This is a genomic window from Crinalium epipsammum PCC 9333 (assembly GCF_000317495.1).
Taxonomy (GTDB): Bacteria; Cyanobacteriota; Cyanobacteriia; order Cyanobacteriales; family PCC-9333; genus Crinalium; species Crinalium epipsammum.
Map to the genome: position 1 here is coordinate 1 of NC_019735.1, position 22,163 is coordinate 22,163.

26 protein-coding genes and 1 pseudogene are annotated in these 22,163 nt (G+C 42.3%); 11 read left to right on the top strand and 16 right to left on the bottom strand.

The features are described 5' to 3' along the window. The first annotated feature begins 74 nt into the window (after nt 1–74). From CRI9333_RS25320 to CRI9333_RS26015, 5 genes and pseudogenes are all read left to right on the top strand, one after another. Entirely contained in the window at nt 75–656 is a 582-nt protein-coding gene (locus CRI9333_RS25320) for a hypothetical protein (protein WP_015180005.1), read from the top strand. A gap of 48 nt (nt 657–704) precedes the next feature. Beyond that, complete coding sequence (locus CRI9333_RS23835; protein WP_015180006.1) at nt 705–986, top strand: hypothetical protein; 282 nt, start codon at nt 705–707, stop codon at nt 984–986. Between the two features lie 611 nt (nt 987–1,597). Further along, nucleotides 1,598–1,807 (top strand): annotated as a pseudogene (locus CRI9333_RS23840) (reverse transcriptase N-terminal domain-containing protein); the annotation flags it as partial. Between the two features lie 883 nt (nt 1,808–2,690). Continuing rightward, entirely contained in the window at nt 2,691–4,445 is a 1,755-nt protein-coding gene (ltrA, locus tag CRI9333_RS23845; RefSeq protein ID WP_015180007.1) for a group II intron reverse transcriptase/maturase, read from the top strand. A gap of 372 nt (nt 4,446–4,817) precedes the next feature. Then, nucleotides 4,818–5,294: a hypothetical protein gene (locus CRI9333_RS26015; protein WP_071881163.1), complete on the top strand. Its 477-nt coding sequence runs from the start codon at nt 4,818–4,820 to the stop codon at nt 5,292–5,294. On the opposite strand, the gene CRI9333_RS23850 is transcribed toward CRI9333_RS26015, so the two are convergent. Beyond that, complete coding sequence (locus CRI9333_RS23850) at nt 5,246–5,512, bottom strand: ParA family protein (RefSeq protein ID WP_157462498.1); 267 nt, start codon at nt 5,510–5,512, stop codon at nt 5,246–5,248. The two genes, CRI9333_RS26015 and CRI9333_RS23850, sit on opposite strands and share 49 nt — an antisense overlap. Nucleotides 5,513–5,907: 395 nt before the next feature. On the opposite strand from CRI9333_RS23850, the gene CRI9333_RS23855 reads away from it, so the two are divergent. From CRI9333_RS23855 to CRI9333_RS23875, 5 genes are all read left to right on the top strand, one after another. After that, entirely contained in the window at nt 5,908–6,360 is a 453-nt protein-coding gene (locus CRI9333_RS23855; protein WP_015180009.1) for a PqqD family protein, read from the top strand. 6 nt (nt 6,361–6,366) lie between these two features. Beyond that, entirely contained in the window at nt 6,367–7,431 is a 1,065-nt protein-coding gene (locus CRI9333_RS23860; protein WP_015180010.1) for a nucleotidyltransferase family protein, read from the top strand. Continuing rightward, nucleotides 7,432–8,559: an HPr kinase gene (locus tag CRI9333_RS23865; RefSeq protein ID WP_015180011.1), complete on the top strand. Its 1,128-nt coding sequence runs from the start codon at nt 7,432–7,434 to the stop codon at nt 8,557–8,559. It abuts the gene before it with no gap. 22 nt (nt 8,560–8,581) lie between these two features. Beyond that, nucleotides 8,582–9,298, top strand: coding sequence for an FkbM family methyltransferase (locus CRI9333_RS23870; RefSeq protein WP_015180012.1), 717 nt, complete (start codon nt 8,582–8,584; stop codon nt 9,296–9,298). Between the two features lie 283 nt (nt 9,299–9,581). Further along, nucleotides 9,582–10,295, top strand: a complete 714-nt coding sequence (locus tag CRI9333_RS23875; RefSeq protein ID WP_015180013.1) for a glycosyltransferase family 2 protein — start codon at nt 9,582–9,584, stop codon at nt 10,293–10,295. 76 nt (nt 10,296–10,371) lie between these two features. Here the strand turns inward: CRI9333_RS23875 and CRI9333_RS23880 are convergent, their stop codons facing one another. The 14 genes from CRI9333_RS23880 to CRI9333_RS27090 form a co-directional block, all read right to left on the bottom strand. Next, entirely contained in the window at nt 10,372–11,148 is a 777-nt protein-coding gene (locus tag CRI9333_RS23880; RefSeq protein ID WP_015180014.1) for an NAD-dependent epimerase/dehydratase family protein, read from the bottom strand. Between the two features lies 1 nt (nt 11,149). After that, complete coding sequence (locus CRI9333_RS23885; RefSeq protein ID WP_015180015.1) at nt 11,150–11,857, bottom strand: glycosyltransferase family 2 protein; 708 nt, start codon at nt 11,855–11,857, stop codon at nt 11,150–11,152. Further along, nucleotides 11,854–12,774, bottom strand: a complete 921-nt coding sequence (locus CRI9333_RS23890; RefSeq protein WP_015180016.1) for an SMP-30/gluconolactonase/LRE family protein — start codon at nt 12,772–12,774, stop codon at nt 11,854–11,856. Before CRI9333_RS23890 ends, CRI9333_RS23885 begins: the two co-directional genes overlap by 4 nt. 5 nt (nt 12,775–12,779) lie before the next feature. Continuing rightward, nucleotides 12,780–14,180, bottom strand: a complete 1,401-nt coding sequence (locus CRI9333_RS23895) for a tetratricopeptide repeat protein (RefSeq protein ID WP_015180017.1) — start codon at nt 14,178–14,180, stop codon at nt 12,780–12,782. Nucleotides 14,181–14,198: 18 nt separating this feature from the next. Continuing rightward, a complete protein-coding gene (locus CRI9333_RS23900) occupies nt 14,199–15,473 on the bottom strand; it encodes a nucleotidyltransferase domain-containing protein (RefSeq protein ID WP_015180018.1) in 1,275 nt (424 codons plus the stop codon). Beyond that, nucleotides 15,470–17,248 carry an ABC transporter ATP-binding protein gene (locus CRI9333_RS23905; RefSeq protein WP_015180019.1) on the bottom strand — a complete coding sequence of 593 codons (1,779 nt, stop codon included), beginning with the start codon at nt 17,246–17,248 and terminating at the stop codon, nt 15,470–15,472. The genes CRI9333_RS23900 and CRI9333_RS23905 overlap by 4 nt, the downstream gene beginning before the upstream one ends. 106 nt (nt 17,249–17,354) lie before the next feature. Then, complete coding sequence (locus CRI9333_RS23910; protein WP_015180020.1) at nt 17,355–17,765, bottom strand: hypothetical protein; 411 nt, start codon at nt 17,763–17,765, stop codon at nt 17,355–17,357. Nucleotides 17,766–18,523: 758 nt separating this feature from the next. Then, on the bottom strand, nt 18,524–18,946 hold the full coding sequence (locus CRI9333_RS23915; RefSeq protein WP_015180021.1) for a hypothetical protein: 423 nt from the start codon (nt 18,944–18,946) through the stop codon (nt 18,524–18,526). A gap of 33 nt (nt 18,947–18,979) precedes the next feature. Then, on the bottom strand, nt 18,980–19,648 hold the full coding sequence (locus CRI9333_RS23920; protein ID WP_015180022.1) for a hypothetical protein: 669 nt from the start codon (nt 19,646–19,648) through the stop codon (nt 18,980–18,982). Beyond that, nucleotides 19,648–19,914 (bottom strand): hypothetical protein, encoded by a 267-nt coding sequence (locus CRI9333_RS23925; RefSeq protein WP_015180023.1) that lies wholly within the window; start codon nt 19,912–19,914, stop codon nt 19,648–19,650. The genes CRI9333_RS23920 and CRI9333_RS23925 overlap by 1 nt, the downstream gene beginning before the upstream one ends. Nucleotides 19,915–19,972: 58 nt before the next feature. Continuing rightward, nucleotides 19,973–20,485, bottom strand: a complete 513-nt coding sequence (locus CRI9333_RS23930) for a hypothetical protein (RefSeq protein ID WP_015180024.1) — start codon at nt 20,483–20,485, stop codon at nt 19,973–19,975. Between the two features lie 3 nt (nt 20,486–20,488). Beyond that, nucleotides 20,489–20,965 (bottom strand): DNA-binding protein, encoded by a 477-nt coding sequence (locus CRI9333_RS23935; RefSeq protein ID WP_015180025.1) that lies wholly within the window; start codon nt 20,963–20,965, stop codon nt 20,489–20,491. Beyond that, a complete protein-coding gene (locus CRI9333_RS23940) occupies nt 20,965–21,189 on the bottom strand; it encodes a hypothetical protein (RefSeq protein WP_015180026.1) in 225 nt (74 codons plus the stop codon). The genes CRI9333_RS23935 and CRI9333_RS23940 overlap by 1 nt, the downstream gene beginning before the upstream one ends. Then, nucleotides 21,173–21,322 (bottom strand): hypothetical protein, encoded by a 150-nt coding sequence (locus tag CRI9333_RS27090; RefSeq protein WP_157462499.1) that lies wholly within the window; start codon nt 21,320–21,322, stop codon nt 21,173–21,175. Before CRI9333_RS27090 ends, CRI9333_RS23940 begins: the two co-directional genes overlap by 17 nt. A 71-nt stretch (nt 21,323–21,393) precedes the next feature. Here CRI9333_RS27090 and CRI9333_RS23945 point away from each other — a divergent pair, with 71 nt between their 5' ends. After that, nucleotides 21,394–21,618, top strand: a complete 225-nt coding sequence (locus tag CRI9333_RS23945; RefSeq protein ID WP_157462500.1) for a hypothetical protein — start codon at nt 21,394–21,396, stop codon at nt 21,616–21,618. A 306-nt stretch (nt 21,619–21,924) separates the two neighbouring features. Here CRI9333_RS23945 and CRI9333_RS23950 read toward each other — a convergent pair whose 3' ends face one another. Further along, nucleotides 21,925–22,155 (bottom strand): hypothetical protein, encoded by a 231-nt coding sequence (locus CRI9333_RS23950; RefSeq protein ID WP_015180028.1) that lies wholly within the window; start codon nt 22,153–22,155, stop codon nt 21,925–21,927. Between the last annotated feature and the right edge of the window lie 8 nt (nt 22,156–22,163).

Sequence of the window (22,163 nt, forward strand, 5' to 3'; positions counted from 1 at the left end):
TATAGGTCTGTATATATAACATATATAGTAAAATCACAACAGCTTTCATCTATATTGACCTATATCACTTATATATGACGAATACAGGGCAGAATAAAAAGCTGGCTACCTTTAATTGTGATTCTGAGCTATGGGGTAAATTTCTCCACCGATGTCAAGAACAAGGTACAACAGCCACAGCCACGCTTACGCAATGTATTTCCTTGTACCTTGAAGGATCGCTAGATAATTTTGATGGGATTATAGGTAAACGTAATATAGATGAGCAAATACAAAATTGCGTTGCATTGTATCTAGAACAACATTTACCTGCATATATAGATAACTATCTAACTAATGTTCAAAGTTTTGATTTAACCACAACTAAAACTAAAAAAAGTCCTAACAGTCATAAAACTAAGTTACCTCAAGAACCATTATTTTGGACAATCAAAGCAAGAGCTAAACATTTAGGATTAACTGTAAGTGCTGATCAAGTTTTGCACGTTGAAATGTATGTCAAGGATGATTATAAGGAACGGCATGGAAAGCTGCCTAAACGAGAACTGGTGAAGAAGACTCAAATGTTTGTTTGTCCTGATGTTGATGTTGATATTTTAGATAAAGCCATTAATAAAGTATTATCTCCCACAGCAACCAAAACTAATAAACCGTAATGGTAGATTAGCTTTTAATCCCATAGAAACTGGCACTAATCTAACTAAATGCCTTCTAACCCTCAACGTTATCCTGACAATTGGTATGAAATAGCTTTATCTATAAAAGAACAAGCCCAGTGGTGTTGTCGTAAATGCAATATGCAATGTATTCGTCCTGGTGAAGACACTTCTGGTTTTAGCAAATCAGAACGCATGGCAAAGACTTTAACAGTACATCATGCTAATTACACCCCAGAAGATAACCGTACTGAGAATTTAATTCCCCTGTGTAGTGCTTGTCATCTAGGTTACCACACGCGAAAAAAGTCTGTGCGATTCGTTGGCTAGAAACCAATACCTGTAATGGTTTGGAGGATTAGCCGCAAGGGTAAGTAGGGAGAAATCCTGAAACGAACCTTGACAACTGAGTGAACCATGAGGGTGAAAATCCCTCCCCTGTAGATGCCAGGTGAAAGCACACAGAACGTGGTGTAAAAAACTGCGTCCCCTACGGTAGCGATGCCATCAATCCGTAAAGCGGGGGTGAAAGCCCTTCTACACTCCTAGTCCAAGGTAGTGTGGGGCAAGCAAAGAGTCCATGAGTAAGGCATTACGCCTGAACCTACGACTGAACCATCGTGATTCGCACCCAGCAAAAAGGACTGATTAGCTGGAGCCAAAAGGCAAAGGATAAGAGGTAGGCGACTCGACTTTCGACCTACAGCATCTCCAAATAACCCCGGTGGATAGTAGGACTTCTTCAAGATTCATAGTATGGTCACTCGGAACGAAATAACCCCTCGTATGCTCTCTCGGAGGTCGAAGACCGAGAGTAGGTAGCTAACCGGATGCTGCGAGGTGGTGGGATTGTATCAGAAGCAAACGCCTTGCTGTAATGGCTTGGATAGGCTGACAGATACACGGTGATAAGGATTGAATAGTCTCAAGTAGTAAGTAAAATGTCTAAAACACTGAGCAATCAAGTGGTGGAATGGAACAAGGTGGACTGGCGCAAGCTAGAAATCCGTGTTTATAAGCTTCAAAAGAGAATATTCAGAGCCTCTAGTCGTGGTGATTTGAAGGCAGTTCGCAGACTCCAAAAGACTCTGATGAGGTCAACGTCTGGGAAGATGCTGTCGGTGCGTCGTGTGACACAAGATAACCAGGGGTGCGGCTCGTTTGCGGCTAATACATAACCCGCAGTAAGTACGTCAAGGCAGAACCTTGAAAATCTTATAACTGTTCCTTGGATGTAGGTGAAAGTCCTACCCTTCAAGGTTAGAAGTGACTCCCTATCTGTCCACGCCGAGGTTAATCACTAGAGCGAAGCTGGAAGCAGGGCGCAATCAGAGCCAAATCAGATAGGCACACTGGCGCTAATGGGGGGATACTATGGTGAACTTAATGTGAAGCACCTGAAAAAGCGTCTTATATCTAAGCGAGAATCTGGTTAAATCTCGACTTGACTACCTATAAACCCGCAGCACATCCCTGGAATAGCTGCATAACCTTGGGTTGGTAGTAGGCGAAGTGGTGACACCTAAAGTATCAATCAATCTAAGGAACGGAACGAGTAAAAACGTCTCTAACTTCTCAGGGTTGACAACCAGAGTGGAGGGAAATGATTAACCCCTTACCGGAAAGAGGCGGGTAGGATGGGGGCGGAAACTGCCCCCAGCAACCGAGAAATCTAGAAATGGATTAGACCATGCTTAGACAAACGGACTGCAATCAACTTGGATACAGGTAGATGATAACACTGGGATTGTTAGCAGCACGTATTGAAGCAGATGGGCAATCTCCCAAGCCCGGAAGAACGGCTAAGAAAGGACTAGACGGAACATAGACTGACAATCTAAGGAAAACGCACGTCATGCGAACAAGTTGAACGGACTGAAGCTGTAACTGTCCAGCTTAAAGGGGAATACAAAGCCTCCAAATGTTCGGAAGATTCAAGACGGTGATGAGGTGGAAGTCGATTCCTGAAAACGGTTTATGAAGGGGATTTTGGGTATAACCCAGTTACCCATAGGTTGCTAGGAGCCGGATGCGATGAAAGTCGCACGTCCGGTTCTGAAGGAGAGGTGCATCGCAGTAATGCGGACATCGACTCTAACTAAGAAAACAGCCGGAGTAGACGGAGTTAAATCACTTTCGCCCGTCCAAAGGTTAGCACTGGTAAAAAAACTTGTGCTAAAGGGGAAGTCCAAACCTACTCGTAGGGTATGGATAGACAAACCAGGAACAGACGAAAAGCGTCCTCTTGGTATTCCCACGATGTACGACAGGGCGCTTCAGGCGTTAGTCAAATTGGCGCTTGAACCGGAGTGGGAAGCACGATTTGAACCCAACTCTTATGGCTTCCGACCAGGACGCTCATGCCATGATGCGGTCGATGCGATATTTAACGCAATTAGGTACAAAGCAAAATATGTGCTAGATGCCGATATTGCCAAATGTTTCGACAGAATCAATCACGGGGAACTTCTCAAAAAGCTAAACACATTCCCAACCCTAAAGCGCCAGATAGGAGCATGGCTTAAATCGGGAGTAATGGATGGTAAGCAATTGTTCCCCACATCTGAGGGTACGCCACAAGGCGGGGTCATTTCTCCGTTATTAGCGAACATTGCCCTTCACGGGATGGAAGAAAGGATAAAGCAGGTAGCAGAAACACTACCAGGGCGTAAGGCACATAATCACCAAGCCCTAAGCCTAATCCGCTACGCCGATGACTTTGTGATACTGCACGAAGATATAACCGTTGTCAAAAGATGTTCTGAGATTATCTCCGAGTGGTTAAAAGGCATGGGATTAGAACTGAAACCAAGTAAAACACGCCTTGCCCACACATTATTAGAACATGAAGGGAAAGACGCAGGGTTTAACTTTCTTGGCTTTAACGTCAAGCAGTACCCAGTAGGAAAATATAACACGGGACACTGCAAAGGAAAACCACTTGGATTCAAGACACTCATCAGACCCAGCAAAGAAAAGATAAAGATACACTATGACCGAATTGCAGAGATAATAGACCAGCATAAAGCAGCCCCACAAGCTGCGCTGATAGCCCATTTAAACCCAATCATTAGAGGGTGGGCTAACTATTATCGAGCAGTTGTTAGCAAAGAAACATACGCCGAGCTATCGACAAAAGTGTACCAGAAGTTAAAAAGCTGGGCAAAACGCCGCCACTCGAATAAATCGGGAAAATGGGTAACTGAAAAATATTGGCAAACCATAGGTGGAGATAATTGGGTATTCGCAACCAGGCAGGAAGGTGAAAACCCTCTGCGGTTACTAAAGCATAGCGCAACCGAAATAGTGCGTCATGTGAAGGTTAAAGGCGAAGCCAGTCCTTACGATGGCAACCTAGTTTATTGGAGTACAAGAATGGGCAAAAACCCTGAAGTGCCATCTACGGTGGCAACCCTGTTGAAGAAACAGAAAGGGAAATGCGCCCACTGCAAACTGCATTTCACAGAACAATCGGTGATGGAAATTGACCATATCATTCCTAAGTCGAAAGGTGGAAAGAATGAGTACAAAAATTATCAATTACTTCACCGACATTGCCACGATGAAAAGACTGCTAGCGATGGTAGTCTCGGTACAAAATCTGGCTGTAATAGTGCCAAGCCAAAATCCACTCCAAAAGGTAAGAAGAGTGATAAATCCTCAGAAATTGGGGTTTATCGTGATTCTAAATTTGCCCACCTTGATTTCAGTAAAATCTGGAAAAAGGGAATAAAAGGGGAAGTTATGACACCGGAAGAACAAGAATATTTCCGAGTGCTATCAAATTAGGAGTATTGGATGAGAGGTATCAATGAAAATGACCTTATTACTGAGGAGCCGTGTGAGGTGAAAGTCTCAAGCACGGTTCTGAAGACGAGCGGTTTTCGTGAGGGAATCGCTTAGTTTAACAATATTACTCCTGGTCAGCTATCGTTGTTTGAATACTCAGGAACCATGACCTACAATCTAATTAATTAGAGTAGCTTTTTAAGTTCCCAAGGTCGCAGACGCTACCGCGCCTTCACTTGAATAGCAAGCGCCGCAGGCATTATCATCCATAGAAAAATTATGGAAAGAAGCAAACCTAAAACTAAAATACAACCTCAACAAGCTGAATTATTTCGATGTCGCATATCTCCCTAGTTTTTACATAGTTAAGGAATGGTGTCTTTTCAGCCAATTAGGGCATTAACTCAAGAATCACTTGCCAGACTTCAACAAAAAAACGAGAATGAATCTAATCTCTACCTAGGAAGAATTAATCTATATAGTTCAGATTTAATCCAGCTACTCTTTAATGAAACAGTAGATAGAGAAGCCACTTCTCTACGCCTTAAAAAAATTAGCTCGGACTACAAAGCCGGAACACGTGGAATAGGCAGCCGTTCTTTCGCCATCAAGTCAAAACTTATTACATCCGAGTTTATTACTGTTGATGAGCTTCTGATCGAACGAGGTATTGACTCTTGTAAATATAGTAGAGGTGGAATAATTATTCCCCCTGGGGCTTCTGGACGGATGGGTCTTTATATTAAATGTTTCAGTATAGATCTCAACGCCGATTCTCAAAAAAATCATAACCAGTTGATTTATAACCGAGTATCTGGTTTGCCAGGATTAAAAATAACCTTTGGGTAAATTCCTTCTTCCAGTGCTACAGATTTTTTGAGGCACTCTAACAGGGTGGGTTGATTGGGTTGCAGTTCCACTCCCAAGTAGGTGGTTAAGTTGTGCTGTGGGTCTGCATCAACCATGAGAGTATAGTAGCCCAGACTAGCAATCTTGCGCCCAAAAAATAGTGAGACTGTGGTTTTGCCTTGACCTCCACTGAGGGAAGTGATTGCGACTGTTAACATAAACATTTTAGCAATTGCTAAATCATTTATTTTAGCAAGTTATCTTTTAATAAAATGGCATGACCGTGCCAAAACGGGAAAATCGTACGCTAAGGCTGAAAGCCTTTACCCGTCTTGCTTGTAGAAACTATTATTCTGGCTTGGTGCAGAGTATAGCCTATACTCTGCATCTTGCTACTGGGGTGAAATTAACGTAATTTCAGGGCTTGAGATTTGATACCGATTTCTTAACGTACAATTTTCCTTTTTTGGCACGGTGACCCCAAATTAGCTTTTTGGTAATTTAGCAAACACGTATCCTGTTTTTTCCTTTCTTTGGAATACCGATTGCGAGGGCGAAAAGAGTTTTAAGGTAGAATGCTTAGTACAAAAGGAAACGTTGAGTGGTAATCTGTATGGAAAATAACCAAGTATTTCGGGTCAATACTCCTCAAGTTGTTTGTGAAACGATCGAGGGAGAAGTGGTTATTGTCCATCTAGAAAAAGGTTACTACTACAGCCTATTGAAAACTGGAGCAGACGTTTGGAGTAGAATTGAGCGTCGGATTGACTGTTACAGCCTAATTCAGGAAATGACGCAAGCATATGACGGTAGTGCCAAGGAAATTGCTACCGCTATTGATGAGTTTTTAGAAAACTTGCAGCGTGAGGAACTCATTATCACTGATTCAACTATGGAATCTGTAAATACAGATAACAACACTAAAGAAATTGCTGAAATAACTAACAAGCCATGCTTTGAGAAACCCATGTTGGAGAAGTTCACTGACATGGAAGATTTACTTCTGCTTGATCCGATTCATGAAGTCGATGTGGAAGCCGGATGGCCCAACGCGAAAACAGCCTAAGTCACGATGAACGATCGCATTCCCCTTGTTAGCCGCTATAGATTAACCAAAAAGCAGGAACTATTGCTCCAAGCGGCACTTTTACAGGGAAAAGCCGCACTGAGCGCATGGGAGCAATGGCAGTCTTCGGTCGATATCGAAGTCTTAGACGCTGAGTCCCATGTACTACTGCCGCAACTTTACCGAAATTTATTGACTCATGGTGTCGAAGATCCTCAGATGGCAAGGCTTAAGGGTATCTATCGGCGCACTTGGTATGCCAATCAACTGCGGCTCAAACAACTAAAAATACTGTTATCCCATTTAAAGAACGCGGGAATCGAAGCGATTGTGCTTGGCGATGCTGCCCTCGGCTCTTGCCAAGACGAAACTTATCGTCCGATTTCTAACTTTCATCTCCTGGTTCGCTCCGCTGAATTAGAGGGGGCAATTCAACAGTTAAGTTGTCTAAATTGGCAAGCCTCTAGTGCTTTAACACACCAATTGATCCACTTACAGGACGATCGGGAAAACTCGCTTTATTTACAGGGGCATCTTTTCTGGGCAATTCCTCAAGACTATATCGATGAGCAAGTTTGGAAGTATGCGATTCCCAGTGGTAACAACCAACCAAGCTGGATGCTTAGCCCGACCGATCAGCTTTTGGATGGGTGTGTCAGGACATTTTTTAAAGGTAGATCGCGTCAGATTTATGGAATAGCCGATGCGCTGATGCTGATTCGGAAGTCGGGTAACGATCTCGACTGGATGCGACTCATCACCCAAGCACAGCGATATCAAATGATTTTGCCAGTGCGGAATATGCTGATCCTGTTGCAGCAGGTGTTGCAGCTTTCGATTCCAAGTTGGGTGTTGCCTGCGCTCTACCAAATGCCGATCGCTCAGACGGAATGGCTGAACTATCAGGTGTTGGCTGGGGATAAGCGGTCTTTGGCTCGATCAATACTCGCTCAAGGCATTCGCCCACTTAACCATTTAGAGACCAAACTGTTTCAGCTTAAACATCGCTCCTTTCCAGGCAAACAGATATTGAAAAATCTTTTAATACCAAAAAAATCAGCATTAGAATAAGTGACTAATCTAGCCTTACCTCCACAGTCTAATGAAGAATGCGATAGCGAAGCGCTGCTGCTTTCAGAAGATCACCTTGCCTTCTTTCACCTCGTTTATCAGGGCTTTCAAAGAGCAGCGCAGGTTACAGGTGCCGTCGATTATTTCTATAAGGTTGGGCGCTACACCCTTTGTTTGCGCTTTGCAGGCTTGGGTCTTATCCCCCAGATTACACCAGCGTTATCCCATTTGGAGGCAGAATCAACGGCAAACCCTGACCTGACGATTTGCCTTTGGGATAACGCCTCAACTGGCAGGCGATTACCGCTGTTGATTGACAGCCTTCTGCAACTGATTCGGCTGCACTGGACAGATTATCTCGGACCCCGTAAAGAAATTAAAGCTTACGATGGCGATCGCATTCGCACAAATTTTCATATTGGCCCGAATATTCTGAGTGTGCTTGATCGTCAGCAAAATCTCGCCTGTTACTGGATTGAAGATGCCCAAGATATTCCTTACTGGGAAAAGGGTTCACCTCTGCAAACCATTTTGAATTGGTGGACAAGCGATCGTCAGCATCAGTATGTTCATGCAGGAGCGGTGGGAACACCTTCTGGAGGCGTTTTGCTGGCGGGGAAAGGGGGATCGGGTAAATCGTCCACCGCACTGGCTTGCATTGATAGTCCACTCGTCTATGCCAGCGATGATTATTGTTTAGTTTCCACTGATCCAAGTCCTTATGTTTACAGTCTGTACAACACTGCAAAACTCAAAGGACAGGAAGATTTAGAGCGATTTCCAAACTTAGCTCCCCTGGTGAATAATCTTGATCGCATGGAGCTAGAAAAAGCCATGCTGTTTCTGCATCAGCATCATCCTGACAAGATTGTGCGAGGCTTTCCGATTAAAGCAGTGCTAATTCCTCAAGTGACTGGGAAACCAAATACTCATTTGCGTCCAACGACCGCAGGTGCAGCATTAAGAGCACTCGCACCCAGCACAATATTTCAATTGGCAGGCAGTGGACAATCGGCTTTTCAGATAATGTCAAGTCTGGTCAAACAAGTTCCTTGCTATGCGCTGGAATTGGGCACTGATATGGCTCAAATTCCAGATGTAATTTTGCGTTTGCTTTCGCAAATTTAAACTTTTTGAAGAGCCAATCAAAATGGGATACCTGTATCGAAAAATCATTGATGGGCTAACTCGATTTGCTCCAGCAATACTCCCAGCGAAAAGGCAATATTACAATGAGACTAATAACGATCGCTGGATTGCTGAGTATATCTTTCCCAGTAAACGAGGTGGGTACTTCTTAGAAGTTGGAGCAGCCAATGGTAAAGAAGCCAGTAGTTGTTATGTTCTGGAAAAGGAATTTGAGTGGACAGGAATTTGTGTCGAACCCAATGATGGTTTTTTTGAACAACTCATTGTTAATCGTCCGCATAGTATTTGCGAACCAGTTTGCCTTTCTAATAAGCCCGGAAAAGTCATCTTTATAGAAGGCAGTGACGATACTGTAAGTCCTTATTTGAGTGGAATTAAATCTAACCTCGAACAAGTCAAGTATCAGGGCAAAGAAGTGGTTCAGAAAGGTAGAGCAGTTGAGAAAAGTGCAATAACTCTAGAGGCACTTCTCAAAAAATATCATGCGCCCAAGGTGATCGACTATGCTGCTTTTGATATTGAGGGTAGTGAGTTAGATGTTTTAGAAGTTTTTCCATTTGATGACTATCAATTTCTGGCATTGAGTTTGGAATGTGATGGCTCCATCCGTCTACCTATTTCTCAGTTACTAAAATCGAACGGGTATCGAAGCGCTAAAAATCCATTTAATCGGGATAAGCCTTGGGAAATGTATTGGGTACATAAGAGTGTTTGCTAGATTAAGAATTTCTTGAGAGATCTTCCATCTTTTTCAGGAAATCAAGCCATACAATTATTTTGATTGCCCCAACCTGATACGAGACAGATTACAAAGACTTTAGAGAATATTTTATTGCAAAATATTATATTTATCGGCTTAACTTTGGCAAATATTGATAACAGGGGTTCTGTTAAATGGAAACCTTTCAGGCTCTAAAACTGGAGTCTGGACGACCTACCATAATTCAAAGACAATGCTTAACTGTTGAGAGTTACTGAAAATTTATTCTAGGTCATAAATTATGAAAAATTTTCCTTTAGTGAGTGTTGTTATCCCTGCCTATAACTGCGCTAAGTTTTTGCCAGAAACTCTCGACAGTGTATTTGCTCAAACCTATCGTCCCATCGAAGTCATCGTTGTGGATGATGGCTCAACTGACCACACTGTTGAGATTGTTCGTGCTTATCCAGATGTGTGCTATTTTTATCAAGAAAATCAAGGTGTATCTGTAGCTCGTAATGTGGCGATCGCTGCCGCACAAGGAGAATTTATTGCATTCTTAGATGGGGATGACATTTGGAAGCCCGATAAACTCAGTATCCAAATTACCTATATGCTCGACAATCCTAATGTTGGCATTACTGGCACAAAAGCTCTGAATTTCTTAGAGTCAGGCACTGAGGTTCCGACATGGTTTGAACCTCAGCGCGACCTTGGGGAGCCGACGGTGATCATTCCCAGTACGCTGGTTGTTTGCAAATCTGTGTTCACTCAAATTGGGGATTTCTCACCTACTTATCGTGCAAGCGAAGATACAGAATGGCTATGCCGAGCCAAAGATGCTCAAATATCTATTGTCACGATTCCTGAAATTCTTACCTTAAGACGGTTTCATGGCTCTAATCTATCTTGGAAAATGAACTCAACGCGTAAATATCGTATGTTCAAAATTCTCAAGGAATCGATCGCTCGTCAAAGGATATCTGGAAATTCCCCTAAAAGATTTATTTCATAGGGCTTTGAAGAGAATTTATAAAAATTATCTGATGTCATCTCTAAAATTTTAGCTTAGTTTTGAGGCGATAATTATGTCAGACTTGATTTTCTTGGCGAGATTCATTTGTGAGTAAGTCTTCGGCATTATCCTGAGGTTCGTACCCCAATAATGCTTGAGCATTGCTGATATCCCAATAGCGGCGAGTATTGCCAGAAATTGCGTAAAATATCTGGAAGCCAAGATTTTCATGCTCTAGCGATCGCTTTACCAATTGAGCCAAATCCCGTGCACTACACCAAGTTGCCAACAAACGATCATTTGGCTGATAAAGTTTTGGATCAGTTTTAAACGCACCAATACGAAGACACACAACTGACAGGTCATAGCGATCAACAAAAAACTGCCCCAAGGCTTCTCCAAACGCTTTACCGACGGCATACAAAGAGTCAGGACGGACAGGCTGTTCAGGCTTAATCTGGGGTTCCTGTTGCACTTCCCGCCAGCCTGAAACATGATTCGTGCTGGCATAAATAATCTGCTTGACCCCAGCTTGGCGAGCTGCTTCAAACACATTATAAGTGCCCCCAATGCCACTGCTGTAAACGTCTTGCCAAGATTGCTCGACATTCGGGTTTGCAGCAAGATGAATCACTGCATCTACGCCGCGCATTGCCTTGAGAACTGCCTTAAAATTCGTGACATCGGCAACTTGGGCATCTTTGGCATCACGAACTCGGACGCGATCAAAACAGCGAAAGTGATAGTTGTCACCTAGATGTTGACGCAAAGAAGTCCCAATCTCCCCGGCTGCACCCGTTAACAAAACAATTTTTTGATTGGGATGGGGACAAAACTGAAAGAAATGACGCATTTTAGAACCCCTGAATCGAAGAAGATTGGTTAGCTCTTTGCCGATCCAGTTTACCTTTGAGAAGGTATAGGCGTTGGTTCCCGTTATGGCGTTCAGTAATACCATTGTTCTTTTCATGCAGACGTCTGCAATAAACAACATCAGGAAGCGTAACCTGTTGGATATGATGTTCGATCGCAGAAATATACCAACTCATATCAATACCTGCTTTTAACTGAGTATCAAACACTCCAATCCGGAGGAATGCGGTTCGCTTGATCAACATGGCACTGGAAATATGAGCAGCGATTGGTTGCTCTGGACACCGAATTCGCTGGCGAAACGTTTCATCCAATTCAGGGCTATAAAATTGTTGGGCATAGCCAAATACAGCCTCTAGGTTTGGATCAGACTCAAAAACTGCCATCTGTTTGGAGAGCTTGTCCACCACCCAAATATCGTCAGAATCTAAAAAGGCAAGAAATTCACCAGTTGCAAGAGAAATCCCGGCATTTCGAGCCGAACTAATCCCTCCATTGCGTTGGAAGTGGTAGGTAATAGGATATCTTTGGGCAACTTCGGCACTGCGATCACTCGATCCATCATCGACCACAATCAGTTCGATCGCAGGATAGGTTTGAGCGAGGACGCTTTCGATCGCCTCTGCTAAATATTGCTCGCGGTTGTAGACCGCAATAATGACGCTAATAAGTGGAAAATTAGAAGTCATGGGACAGCAATTCCTGGTGTATTAACGCGAATTTTGTATAGCGAAGTGCGGGCTGTGATGTAAAGGCTTTGCCAGTCGGCATCACCCCAAGCGCAGTTCGCAGGCTGTTCAGGTAACACGATTGTTCCTAAATGAGTACCATTTGGCTCTAACACCCACACTCCTCCAGGTCCAGTCGCGTAAAGACGCCCTTCTCGATCAACCTTCATGCCATCTGGGTTGCCTGTTGCCCCTGGAGCCTTCATGGTGTGAAACACACGACAATTTGTAAGCGTGCCATCTGCCTGCACATCAAAGGCGCGAATGTGGCAACGCTCAGATGAATCGGCAATGTAAAGCGTTTGTTCATCGGGCGACAACGCAAGACCATTGGGTTTGACAAAATCATCCGCAACTACCGTCAGGTCTTGACCAGTTGGTGAAAGCCGATAAACGCCCTGGAATGGCAGTTCTTGCTGCTCAGGTTGAATACCATACGGCGGATCGGTGAAGTAGATCGCCCCATCACTTTTCACAATGACATCGTTTGGGCTGTTTAGTTTTTGGGTGCCGAAGCGATCGCTGAAGACCGTTAGGGTTCCGTCTAGCTCAGTGCGGGTGATGCAACGGCTCCCATGTTCACAGGCAATCAATCGTCCTTTGCCATCGCGGGTCAATCCGTTGGAATGATGACTTGGCTCTCGGAAAACAGCGGCTTGACGAGCAGCATTGAGCTTGTAGATTTTGTTAGCAGGAATGTCGCTGAACAGTAAACACTGGTCTTCAGTCATCCAAACGGGACCTTCCGTAAACTGAAATCCGGTAGCTACCTGTTCAATCACGACAGATTTCGGAAATAAACGTGAAAACTTCTGACATTTTGGTTGTAAGTATCCTCGTGCAGTGCGTTTTCCAAACCATTTTTGCAAGTAAAACATAGGTTTTAAATCAGTTGATAGACTTCGCTGTTGCAAAAGCTGTTTAGGAAATACTCTGCCGATAGTTTCTCTCGAGTTTCACAGGATTTTAGATAATGGTGCGTCTCTAAAATCAGCGAGATATCCAATGCTTTTTCTGCCGCTTCTTCTAGTGTATGAAAGTACATAGGATAGTCTTCTCCAAGATACTCTTTCACCGCTGGGAGAGGATTCACGAGTAGTGGAGTAGCACGGGCAATGCACTCGATAATAGCATTGTTAGCACTGGAATCATACAAATCTACAAAGGCAATATTTTTTGATAATAGATCATCATATTGATCATCAGGAATATGTTGAATAACGGTTGTATTAGCTAAATACGATTCATCAACTTGAATTTTATAAATTCGTGCCTCTCTTTTCATAAGTTGAGCAAATACTGCTTCTCCGGATTCAAATAGAAATCCTAGTCTCACTTTTTGATAGTTTAGGGGATTATCCTGAGCTAGAGGTAATTGATAAATTGAATGTAACTTTCGCAACCACCAACCAATCTGTACTATCTTTTTTTTATGATTGGCAAGGAACTGGTCAAAATCAAACTGTTTGTCAGGAATCTCGGTTGGGTGGGTTAGTACAGAAACTGGTTTGCCTGTTTGTTCTCTCAGCCAATGAGCAAAATGCTCAGATAGTGCAAACAATCCGACGCAATGAGGTAAGCTAGCTTGCCAAGTTGCCTTTTCAAATAGTTTTTGGGGTGAGTTTTGATCATTAAACCAAGTCGGCATGGAATGGGGATTATGCAGAAATCCGATCCAAGGTTTCTGATAGGGAATTATTCCCTTTTCTTCGGAAGTTGCCAAACTTTGAAAGACTCCATCTGCCTGCATTTTGGCTAATATTCGCGGCGATCGCTTACCCACACGATTGTGCTGAAAGAGAAACTGATTCTCTAAACAGCCATCAAACAAAATGCCTTGAGGATTGTGCAAAGAACTAAGTGACTGGATCGCAAAGCTCCAGCCACTGCGATGATATCCAAAAACTTTTTGGCTACCAAGATTTATTTTGCCAGTTGATAGCGCATTTGATTTTTCCTTTCCAAAAGAAACATTTTCACATTTGATTGACGGAGCAGGATGCTGTTTCGGCAAGCCCAAACATTGATAATAAAACGAAAGATTAGTTGCTTCAAAATCAAGTGCAAGTGCTTGCTCATAGTACTCCAGTGCCTCGTCCATCCGGCGTTGTTTCAGCATCAAATTCCCTAACTGCTGATAGGCTGGCAGATAGTCAGGTTGTAATCGCAAGGTCTCTTGATAGCGGATAAATGCATCCTCAAATTTGCCCTGAATTTGCCAAGCATTAGCCAACTTGAATTGAGTTAGGGCTGAGTTGATATCTAGGTTTAATAACTGATCCATGATTATTTTTCTGCTTTTCTAAAGTTTATTTCCCATTACGAATGATTTACTTAAGGGCAAATACTTGATTAACAATCGGATGGGATGAATTATATAGTAAAGAAAAAATAATCCACTGGGGAGCGGCAATAATTCGCGATCGCGTTCACTTGGTGACAGCACAATTCTGAGAAACGTTTGCAGATAGTATTCGGTGATAAATAGCCCATCCCATGATCGATCCAGAGTTTTGAGTTGATATGTGTATTCCCACCACCAGGATTGGAGTCCATTCAGAGGAGCACGTAGACACAAGTTTTCCCCTAAGGGATCGTTCTCAAAAACACTCTCGTCGCTTGGCTGATTCCTCATCAGCATCTCTAGCATAAACTGGGGTAAGGGAATATGTAGAAGTTTACGGGTAACAGTGAGTCCTATTAAGAATAATTGCTGACTACGTAACTCAGAAGACAGTTTCAGGGCTGATTGCCAATTCAAATCAGGATAAGCTCGAATGATTTGACCGATATCGCAGATTTGCTTAAACGATCGCCTCCCAGGTTCTTTAGCAACATTTATACATTGAATTACTAAGGTTGTTTCCAAAGAGAAGGTTTTAATTGGCTGACCCATCAGATCGATCAGATATAGATTTTCCCAAAACCGCTTAAACCGATCACTCTTCCAAATTCGTCTGGGCGGAATTCCCCAGTGTAAATCAATACTTCTTTCTGGGTTGCTGTGTAGTAAAGAGGGTTGAAATCGCTGATTTAACATCGTCACTTCAGGGGTACTCTGTGACAAAGAGATTTGAAGAGAGCGATTGAACATCTCAATTTCGTTTACTTCTGAGATACTAGATTGATAACCCTGGGCGACCAAAACGGCTTTCGCCTGCCAAAAGTCTTTTTGCCTCACCAAGATGTCTAGATCATTAAATTGGCGTAGCGTCACATTGCCATAAACAGATGCTGCGAGAGTCGGTCCTTTAAAAGGAATGGCATCAATTCCAGCTTTCTCAAGCTGCGCCAAAATCTTTAGTAATTCCTTGGTTTGAGAAAAATTGTGCAGTCCATTCATGCGGTTGCACGTTTGCAATTGCACCATCACCGCTCGCGGTACCAAATCCTCATTGATCGCTTTGAGGCTCTGATACAATATTGGCATGACACCATTGTCGATCGCAGTTTGGAGTAGAGTTGTCCAGTTTATATCTGAGGTGAGTAAACAAGTCACTTCGCTCTTCGTTATCGTACCCAAATAAAACCGTACACAGGCAAGCAGAACCGTTACTTCGACAGGTAGGGTCGTCATTGATAATTTCTCGCTTGGATTTCAAACAAATGGGCATAGGTGCCTCGTAGTGCCATCAATTGATCGTGGGTGCCATTTTCCACAATCTCCCCTTGATGCATGACATAAATCCGATCCGCCATTTTGACAGTCGAAAGGCGATGGGTAATTAAAAGTGCAGAGCGATCGCGCATCAGATCGCGAAACTGCTGAAACACCTCTGCCTCTGCTTTGGCATCCATCGCACTCGTCGGCTCATCAAGCACCACCAACTGAGCATCCCGCAGGAAGGCACGTGCCAGAGCAATTTTCTGCCATTGCCCTCCACTGAGTTCTTCTCCCTCCCTAAACCATTTCCCCAGCAAGTTCTGGTACCCTTTTGGCAAACTCTGGATTACGGCATCGGCACCGGACTGTCGAGCCGCTTGAGTAATTCGTTCAGGGGTTGGAGGCAGGTCAATATCACCAAACCAGATATTGTCTTCCACCGTGAGCTGATAGCGAGTATAGTCCTGAAAAATCACACTGATCTGGCGATGCAAATCCTTCACCGAAAAGTGCTGTAAATTAATACCATCGATAGTAATACTGCCTTGGGTCACGTCATAAAGACGGGAAAGCAGTTTCACTAATGTGGTTTTACCAGACCCGTTTTCTCCAACTAAAGCAATGATTTCTCCCGGCGCAATAGTAAGATTAACCTGTTTGATCGCTTGGCGTGGTGAGTTTTGATATTGAAAGCTCACATCCTGAAATACAATACCCTGTTGCATGGGACGAGGCACTAATTTAGGATGTAGAGGCTCACTTATAGTCGGGTTTAAAGCTAGAAACTCAAATAAATCAGCAAGAAATAAGTTATTTTCATGTACTTGCCCTAGTCCAGAAATTAGGCTTCCTAATGCACCCTGAGCTCGCTGAAAGGCTTGGCTGTACAGCACCAAATCTCCTAATTGAAATTTACCATAAATTGTTTGATTAATAATAAAGCCATAGGTAATTAATATTGCAATTCCAGTAAATCCCTGTGTAATCAGTCGGGTGATGGCTTGCCGAGTAGTAATTGCAAGTTTTTCTTTAAACAGTTGCTGCCTGAGGCTATAAAATCGATTAATAAGCAAATCACCTAAATTAAATAATCTAATTTCCTTAGCAGGGTGATATTCTAGCAATAAATGTCCCAAATAGTTGGCTTTTCGTTCCATCTCAGTCTGATAGCGACGCCACTTGTAAAGAACTTTTGATTGCTGAAAGCGAACGATCATGGTTGGAATGGAGGCAAATAATAAAACACTGATGAGTGCCCAATGGAGAGAGATGAGCAAAACAGCGATCGCCAATAGCGAGACAGTACTTTGCCCTACAGATGTCAAGCTATTTAGCATTTGGGTCGGACGGTAAGGGGCTTCCCACTTAGCGCGTTCCAAAATGTCCTGATGTTGGGGACTTTCGTAAGACTCTAAATCAATCTGGATTGCTTTTTTATACAGGGTCACTTGCAGGTGATCTGTAACCCGTTGTGATAGCGTTGTTGATGCTAGCTCAGAAATTACAGCATTGAAATTTATCAACAACATCAACAGTCCTGCATTGAATAACAGGAATATAATATGACTAAATATCTGCATTTTATCGCCAGTACGAAGACTAATGGCAATGTTATCAACAATGAGTTTAATAATATAAAGTAACGCTAGAGGCAATATACTCTGAAACGTAATTAAAGTAACATGAATTAAAGTCCAGCGAGAAGAACTTTGCCAGACTAATACGATTGCACGCTTGATCTTTAGCATTTAAATACCGAATGGTTAGATGTTCCTTGGATAGAGCAAAGTTGAGAAACTCAAAATATTTTTTCTAGCTTACTTATTCGCAGGAATCTGTCGTTTGGCAGAATAATTAGTCAAACTTTATACTAACAAGGCTTGAACAAAGTTCAAGCCCAAACAAGCCCAAACTTGGCGCTGGTGTCACGCAAAAACGCCCCATTTTCCGACGAAACTCGTCAAGACCTTCAAGCGTTACGGGCAACGTATAAACGGTTTCTTCATTACCCAAGAGGACAGCATACAGTTCACAGTATCCGTGTGCTACAAGGGTTCGTTGTAGTTGCTCCTGAAGTATTGGATTAATTAGAGTTTTTCTGGTGGCAGGAAAAGCGACCCACTCCGCCAATTTAAAAAGCGTTATTTCTAGAGGGTCTCTTGGTTTAAGCTGGCTACGGACTGCCAAACTTAAACTTTCGTTAATCCGAGCAACCTTCTCAGGAACAGTAATTAAATGTAAAACTTTTGTGCTGAAAATAGACATATACCTAAGCTCTTTTAATGTCAATCTCTTTCCAAAGAAATATTAATCTGTTAGACTTTACGGGTTAATTCAATCTCATAACATTAGCGATTTTAATATAGCCATTTATGCCCAACTTTCTGGGGTGCAGTTTACACAAAATTCCAAAGCAATTTATGGTAATGCCGAAGACTTGTTCTGGTGTACAAACAGAATACGTACAACAGGGCAGTTAGATGATAACAGTAAAACAGTAAATCAATATGCTTATCCGCTTCACTAAATTGCTTCACTAATGCACTCAGTTCTAAGCTATTTGAGGGAGTATCAGTATAATTCGCTTTTAACAACTGTTCAGCTACCCATCGGTGTAGATTGGTCATTAATTGGCAAATGTAGCGGTTGTAGCTCAATCTCAAGGCAGTAGGGCTATCGCCCTTTAATAATTAGAGACGATGGGGCAAAGGGGGTCTATTTTCTCCCTGTAACCAGTAGTAAAACAGCTTACACTATTTTAATAACTTCCAGTATTAAAAACAGTTTTTACTGCTGCAAACAGTTTTTAGTATAAAAACAGTTTTAAGAATTAATAAGTTTTAACTACTATAAACAGTTTTCAATAATACAGCAGTTTTTAGTATAAAACGCTATCGCGTTTAAAAAAGTTAAAATAATTAACCCCTGGCATTTTATAGCAAGGGGTTAGAAACGTTATGCGTTATGGTCAAGACTGGAGTTTTGAGATTTCGTGCTGGTCGTAATAGTGCAGTTACTTATGGTTAATATTGTTTATTAATCATAAATGGTTTATCAGTAGTGTCAGGGTTACATTTTTTTAGATTAACCTTCTCCGTGATTGTACTTAATGCGGAATCAGCTAGACGGTAATCTTCAATTGGGCCAATTTGAGTTACTACCGAACTTGTTGACGTGGTAATTTTACCCAAAAGGTCATAATTTGTAGTAAACCGTCTACACTTCTTTACTATGTTCCAGCCTGAAAATTGACTCAATTCATTTAAATAACTATAGTCTGCTAGCCAACAATGCTGGACAAATACATAAGAAGTATTTGTTTTAGGCGCAGGACAAACTTCAGGTACTAACTGTGACACAATTTTTTGACTTCCTAAGACTATAAATCCTATCCATCCAATTGCAGCGAATCCTAAAAATCCAATAACAGCTTTATTTGGTATCACTTGACATTATCCTCATTAATTCGATTTTTGAAATTACCAACCTTTAGACTGTCCTAAATGCAAAAGTGCATCTAACATCTGTTTACCTTTCTGATAATTTATTCCGCCCTGTTTCAACACATCCTTGATGATGTCGCTATCGCTAATTCCTTGCTGTTGCAGTGCCGTTACAGCTAGATAAGTAGGTCTGTAACCTTCCATTTCCTCATCTGTTGCAGGTGTTACAGCATTGGCTGTTGCAGTCGTTATAGAATCCGTTACAGGTTCGTCACTAACTTCGTTATCCCTGGCTGTATCGTCGTTACGCTCGTTATAACTATTTGGCTGTTGCAGTGTAACGGGTTGCTGTAACGAGGGTTGTAACGCTGTAATAGCTTCTGACTGATAACGTTGTTCCTGTATCCATTGCGACGTTGCAAGCTGACTAATGAAGTCGGCTTTTTCTGCCTGTTCAATAGCTTTAATTAGTGGTGTAATGCGCTGTAGCTGATGCCCTGTTGCAACGGCTGTTACACCGCAACAGCTAGTAATAAATAAGGTCATATAACGTAGTGAAACGCTAAACTTATCTTTGGGATTGGGGAACAAAAACGGGCTAGAACTCCAAAGTAACAGCCCTATTACAGTACTGCTACCACCAACTAAAGCAAGTAAATTTCTGTTACTTCTAAGCTGATCTTGGGGTGAGGATATTTTAATCATCACTTTACCCACTGTACAATTGACCCAATTAAAACAACTGCAATCATGGTGATAAGACCACCAATATACTGTTGATAACTTAGCCCTAATACTTCAGCCAGAAAGTCATCGACCACGCCAGCGATAATAAATAAAAGGCTAACTACTACTACCAACCAGAAAGCATAATATTGAAAGCGTGGCACAACATAAGCTGTATAGGAAAATAGACCGCAACAGCTTACTCCTAGCAGAAAATATCCACCTAACTGAATGCTTTTGCCCATCTTATTTACTCCACTAAAAAGGGTAGTGAAATTAATCACTACCCCAAGGTTTTAACAATTAGCAGCCATAACTTTGTTTGATGGCATTAATGGCGTTAGCTGCGTTTACTTCTGCGCTCTTAACTTCGCTGTGTAGAGTTGCATACTCTGGGCGTAACGCATGGAGATTCTTAGCTAACTGAGCATCAGCCTGTTTTTTCTCTAACTCTGTACGTGCTACTTTGCTTTGGTAACGACGGTGTGTGGTGTGTACGGTAGTATCAGAATCCTCAATATTTTTGAGGGCTTTATAAGCACTAACTGAAGCCTCTGCTTGTACTTTCTTTTGCTTGGCTAAGATGCGTAATGCGTCTGCTTCAGCTTTATTAAAGTAGCGGGGCTTTTGTACTACGGGAACGCTACGAACGCTACTAAAATCAGCATTAGTAGGTGTGGGAACGGAGGAATCTGTAGCAGCTAGTACCCTGTTAGTAGCTAAGTTGTGGTTAGTGCCATCATTAGCTGCTAGTTGTCCGCCAGCTTCAGTTGACGCGTCTAGTTTTTTGCGGGTGATAAATTTCAGTAGTCCCATGATTTAGTTCTCCTTAGATTCAGTTAGTAAATTTGGTTGATTGCCACTTAGAAGCAGTTCTGGGTTACAAGGTTTTAATCCCAACTCAGTTAGCAAGGTTACGCACTCAGTCGAGGTCATTGGTTTGGCGATCGCAATTCCGATATTGCGCGTAACAACCTTGTCAATGCGTCCGATTAACCCTTGTGTAATGGCATTTGAAACGCTCTCCACTAATGGGTTGTAACGCTGTAATGGGTCTGTAACGCTCTCTGTAACGCCAGTTGTGACATCATCTGTCACGCTGGCTGTTACACCTTTAATCTGCTGTAACGCCTCAAGCCCTGTCTGTGTCCACAAGGTTTGATTATTGTCGCCAGTTATCCAATGGATGCTCTCTAATAGCTGTTCAGCTTTTCGCGATTTCCATTGCCTGATGCAATTGACGCTAACCTGTAACAGTTCAGCAGCTTGGGCAGTAGTAAGCACTTCGTTACTCATCAGCGCCTCCCTTCGATAAAGCCTGCAAGCTTACCAGCACACACATCTTTATCTGTTTGAAGTTGGGCGATTTTCTGCTGCTGTAAGTTATCAGCTTGTTGCAATACTGCAAGCTGGTTACTGTTCCAGGCGTGTTGCAAAACGTTTATGCCGATGCTGCACAGAAATAGAGGGAACAGTACAGAGGTAGCGCCATCGTTGCTGGAGCTAGAAAAATCTTGCATGATTCCCTCCTTTGTGCGATCGCTCTTGACTTTCTTGAGTCATGATCAAATAACTCCATATATATAGATGTGTGGGTGGAGCCAGTGCCGGATGTGGAAGTCGAGGCGCTGGCTCTTTTGTTAGTGCTATCATTATTGTACTGTACAAATTAACAAACGGTACTGTACTTAACTTAGTACAGGGGATAATTAATGAGAAAATCTATGACTGCGATAACTATGCCCGAACGCCGTCCAGGGCAAGAGACTATTACTCTTTACTTACCAGCCGAACTTAAAGATAGTTTCAAGCGCCTTTGCTTATTGCGGGGAACCACGATGACAGAGGAAATCTCAGCTTTTATAGAGGATAGTGTCAAAGAAAATGAGGAGGTATTAAAGCTAGTAGAGGATAAGTTAAAACTAAAAAATAAAAAAAGAGCGGATTGATTAATAGCTTATACTCATGAACCAGTAACAGTTGTTATAGCTACCGCTTGTAATAGTAATGAGTAAAAATGTTGTGCCGTAAATTTAGTGCTGATAGGCTGTTCAACCCTATTAGTATTTAATTTATATAACTATAAAAAATAGATAGTTTACCCAATATGATTATGATTGATTAAAATTAATCGCTAATCAAAAGAAGGTTAATCAATGTAAATTAATTAGCCAAATAATCAAGGATTATTTAAATTGCCTGTTCTGAAACTACTAACGGTACTTAGACAAAAACCACAATTTGCACTGCTAAGTCTATGCTGATTTCCTTTCCACCAAATCAAATTCTTGCAAATCATCCAGTTTAAGTGGGATGATACCCCGCCCGATCCGCTCCACTAATTCTGAGCGGGACACACCGAGTCTTTCCGCGATCGCATCTATACCTTTGATACCAGTAGGAGTAACTGTGAGGGTATAGCGCCCTTTTAGCTCGTCCCACATTTCGGGCTGACCTTTCGTATTTTTATGCCCTTTCTTAGACATTGCAACCA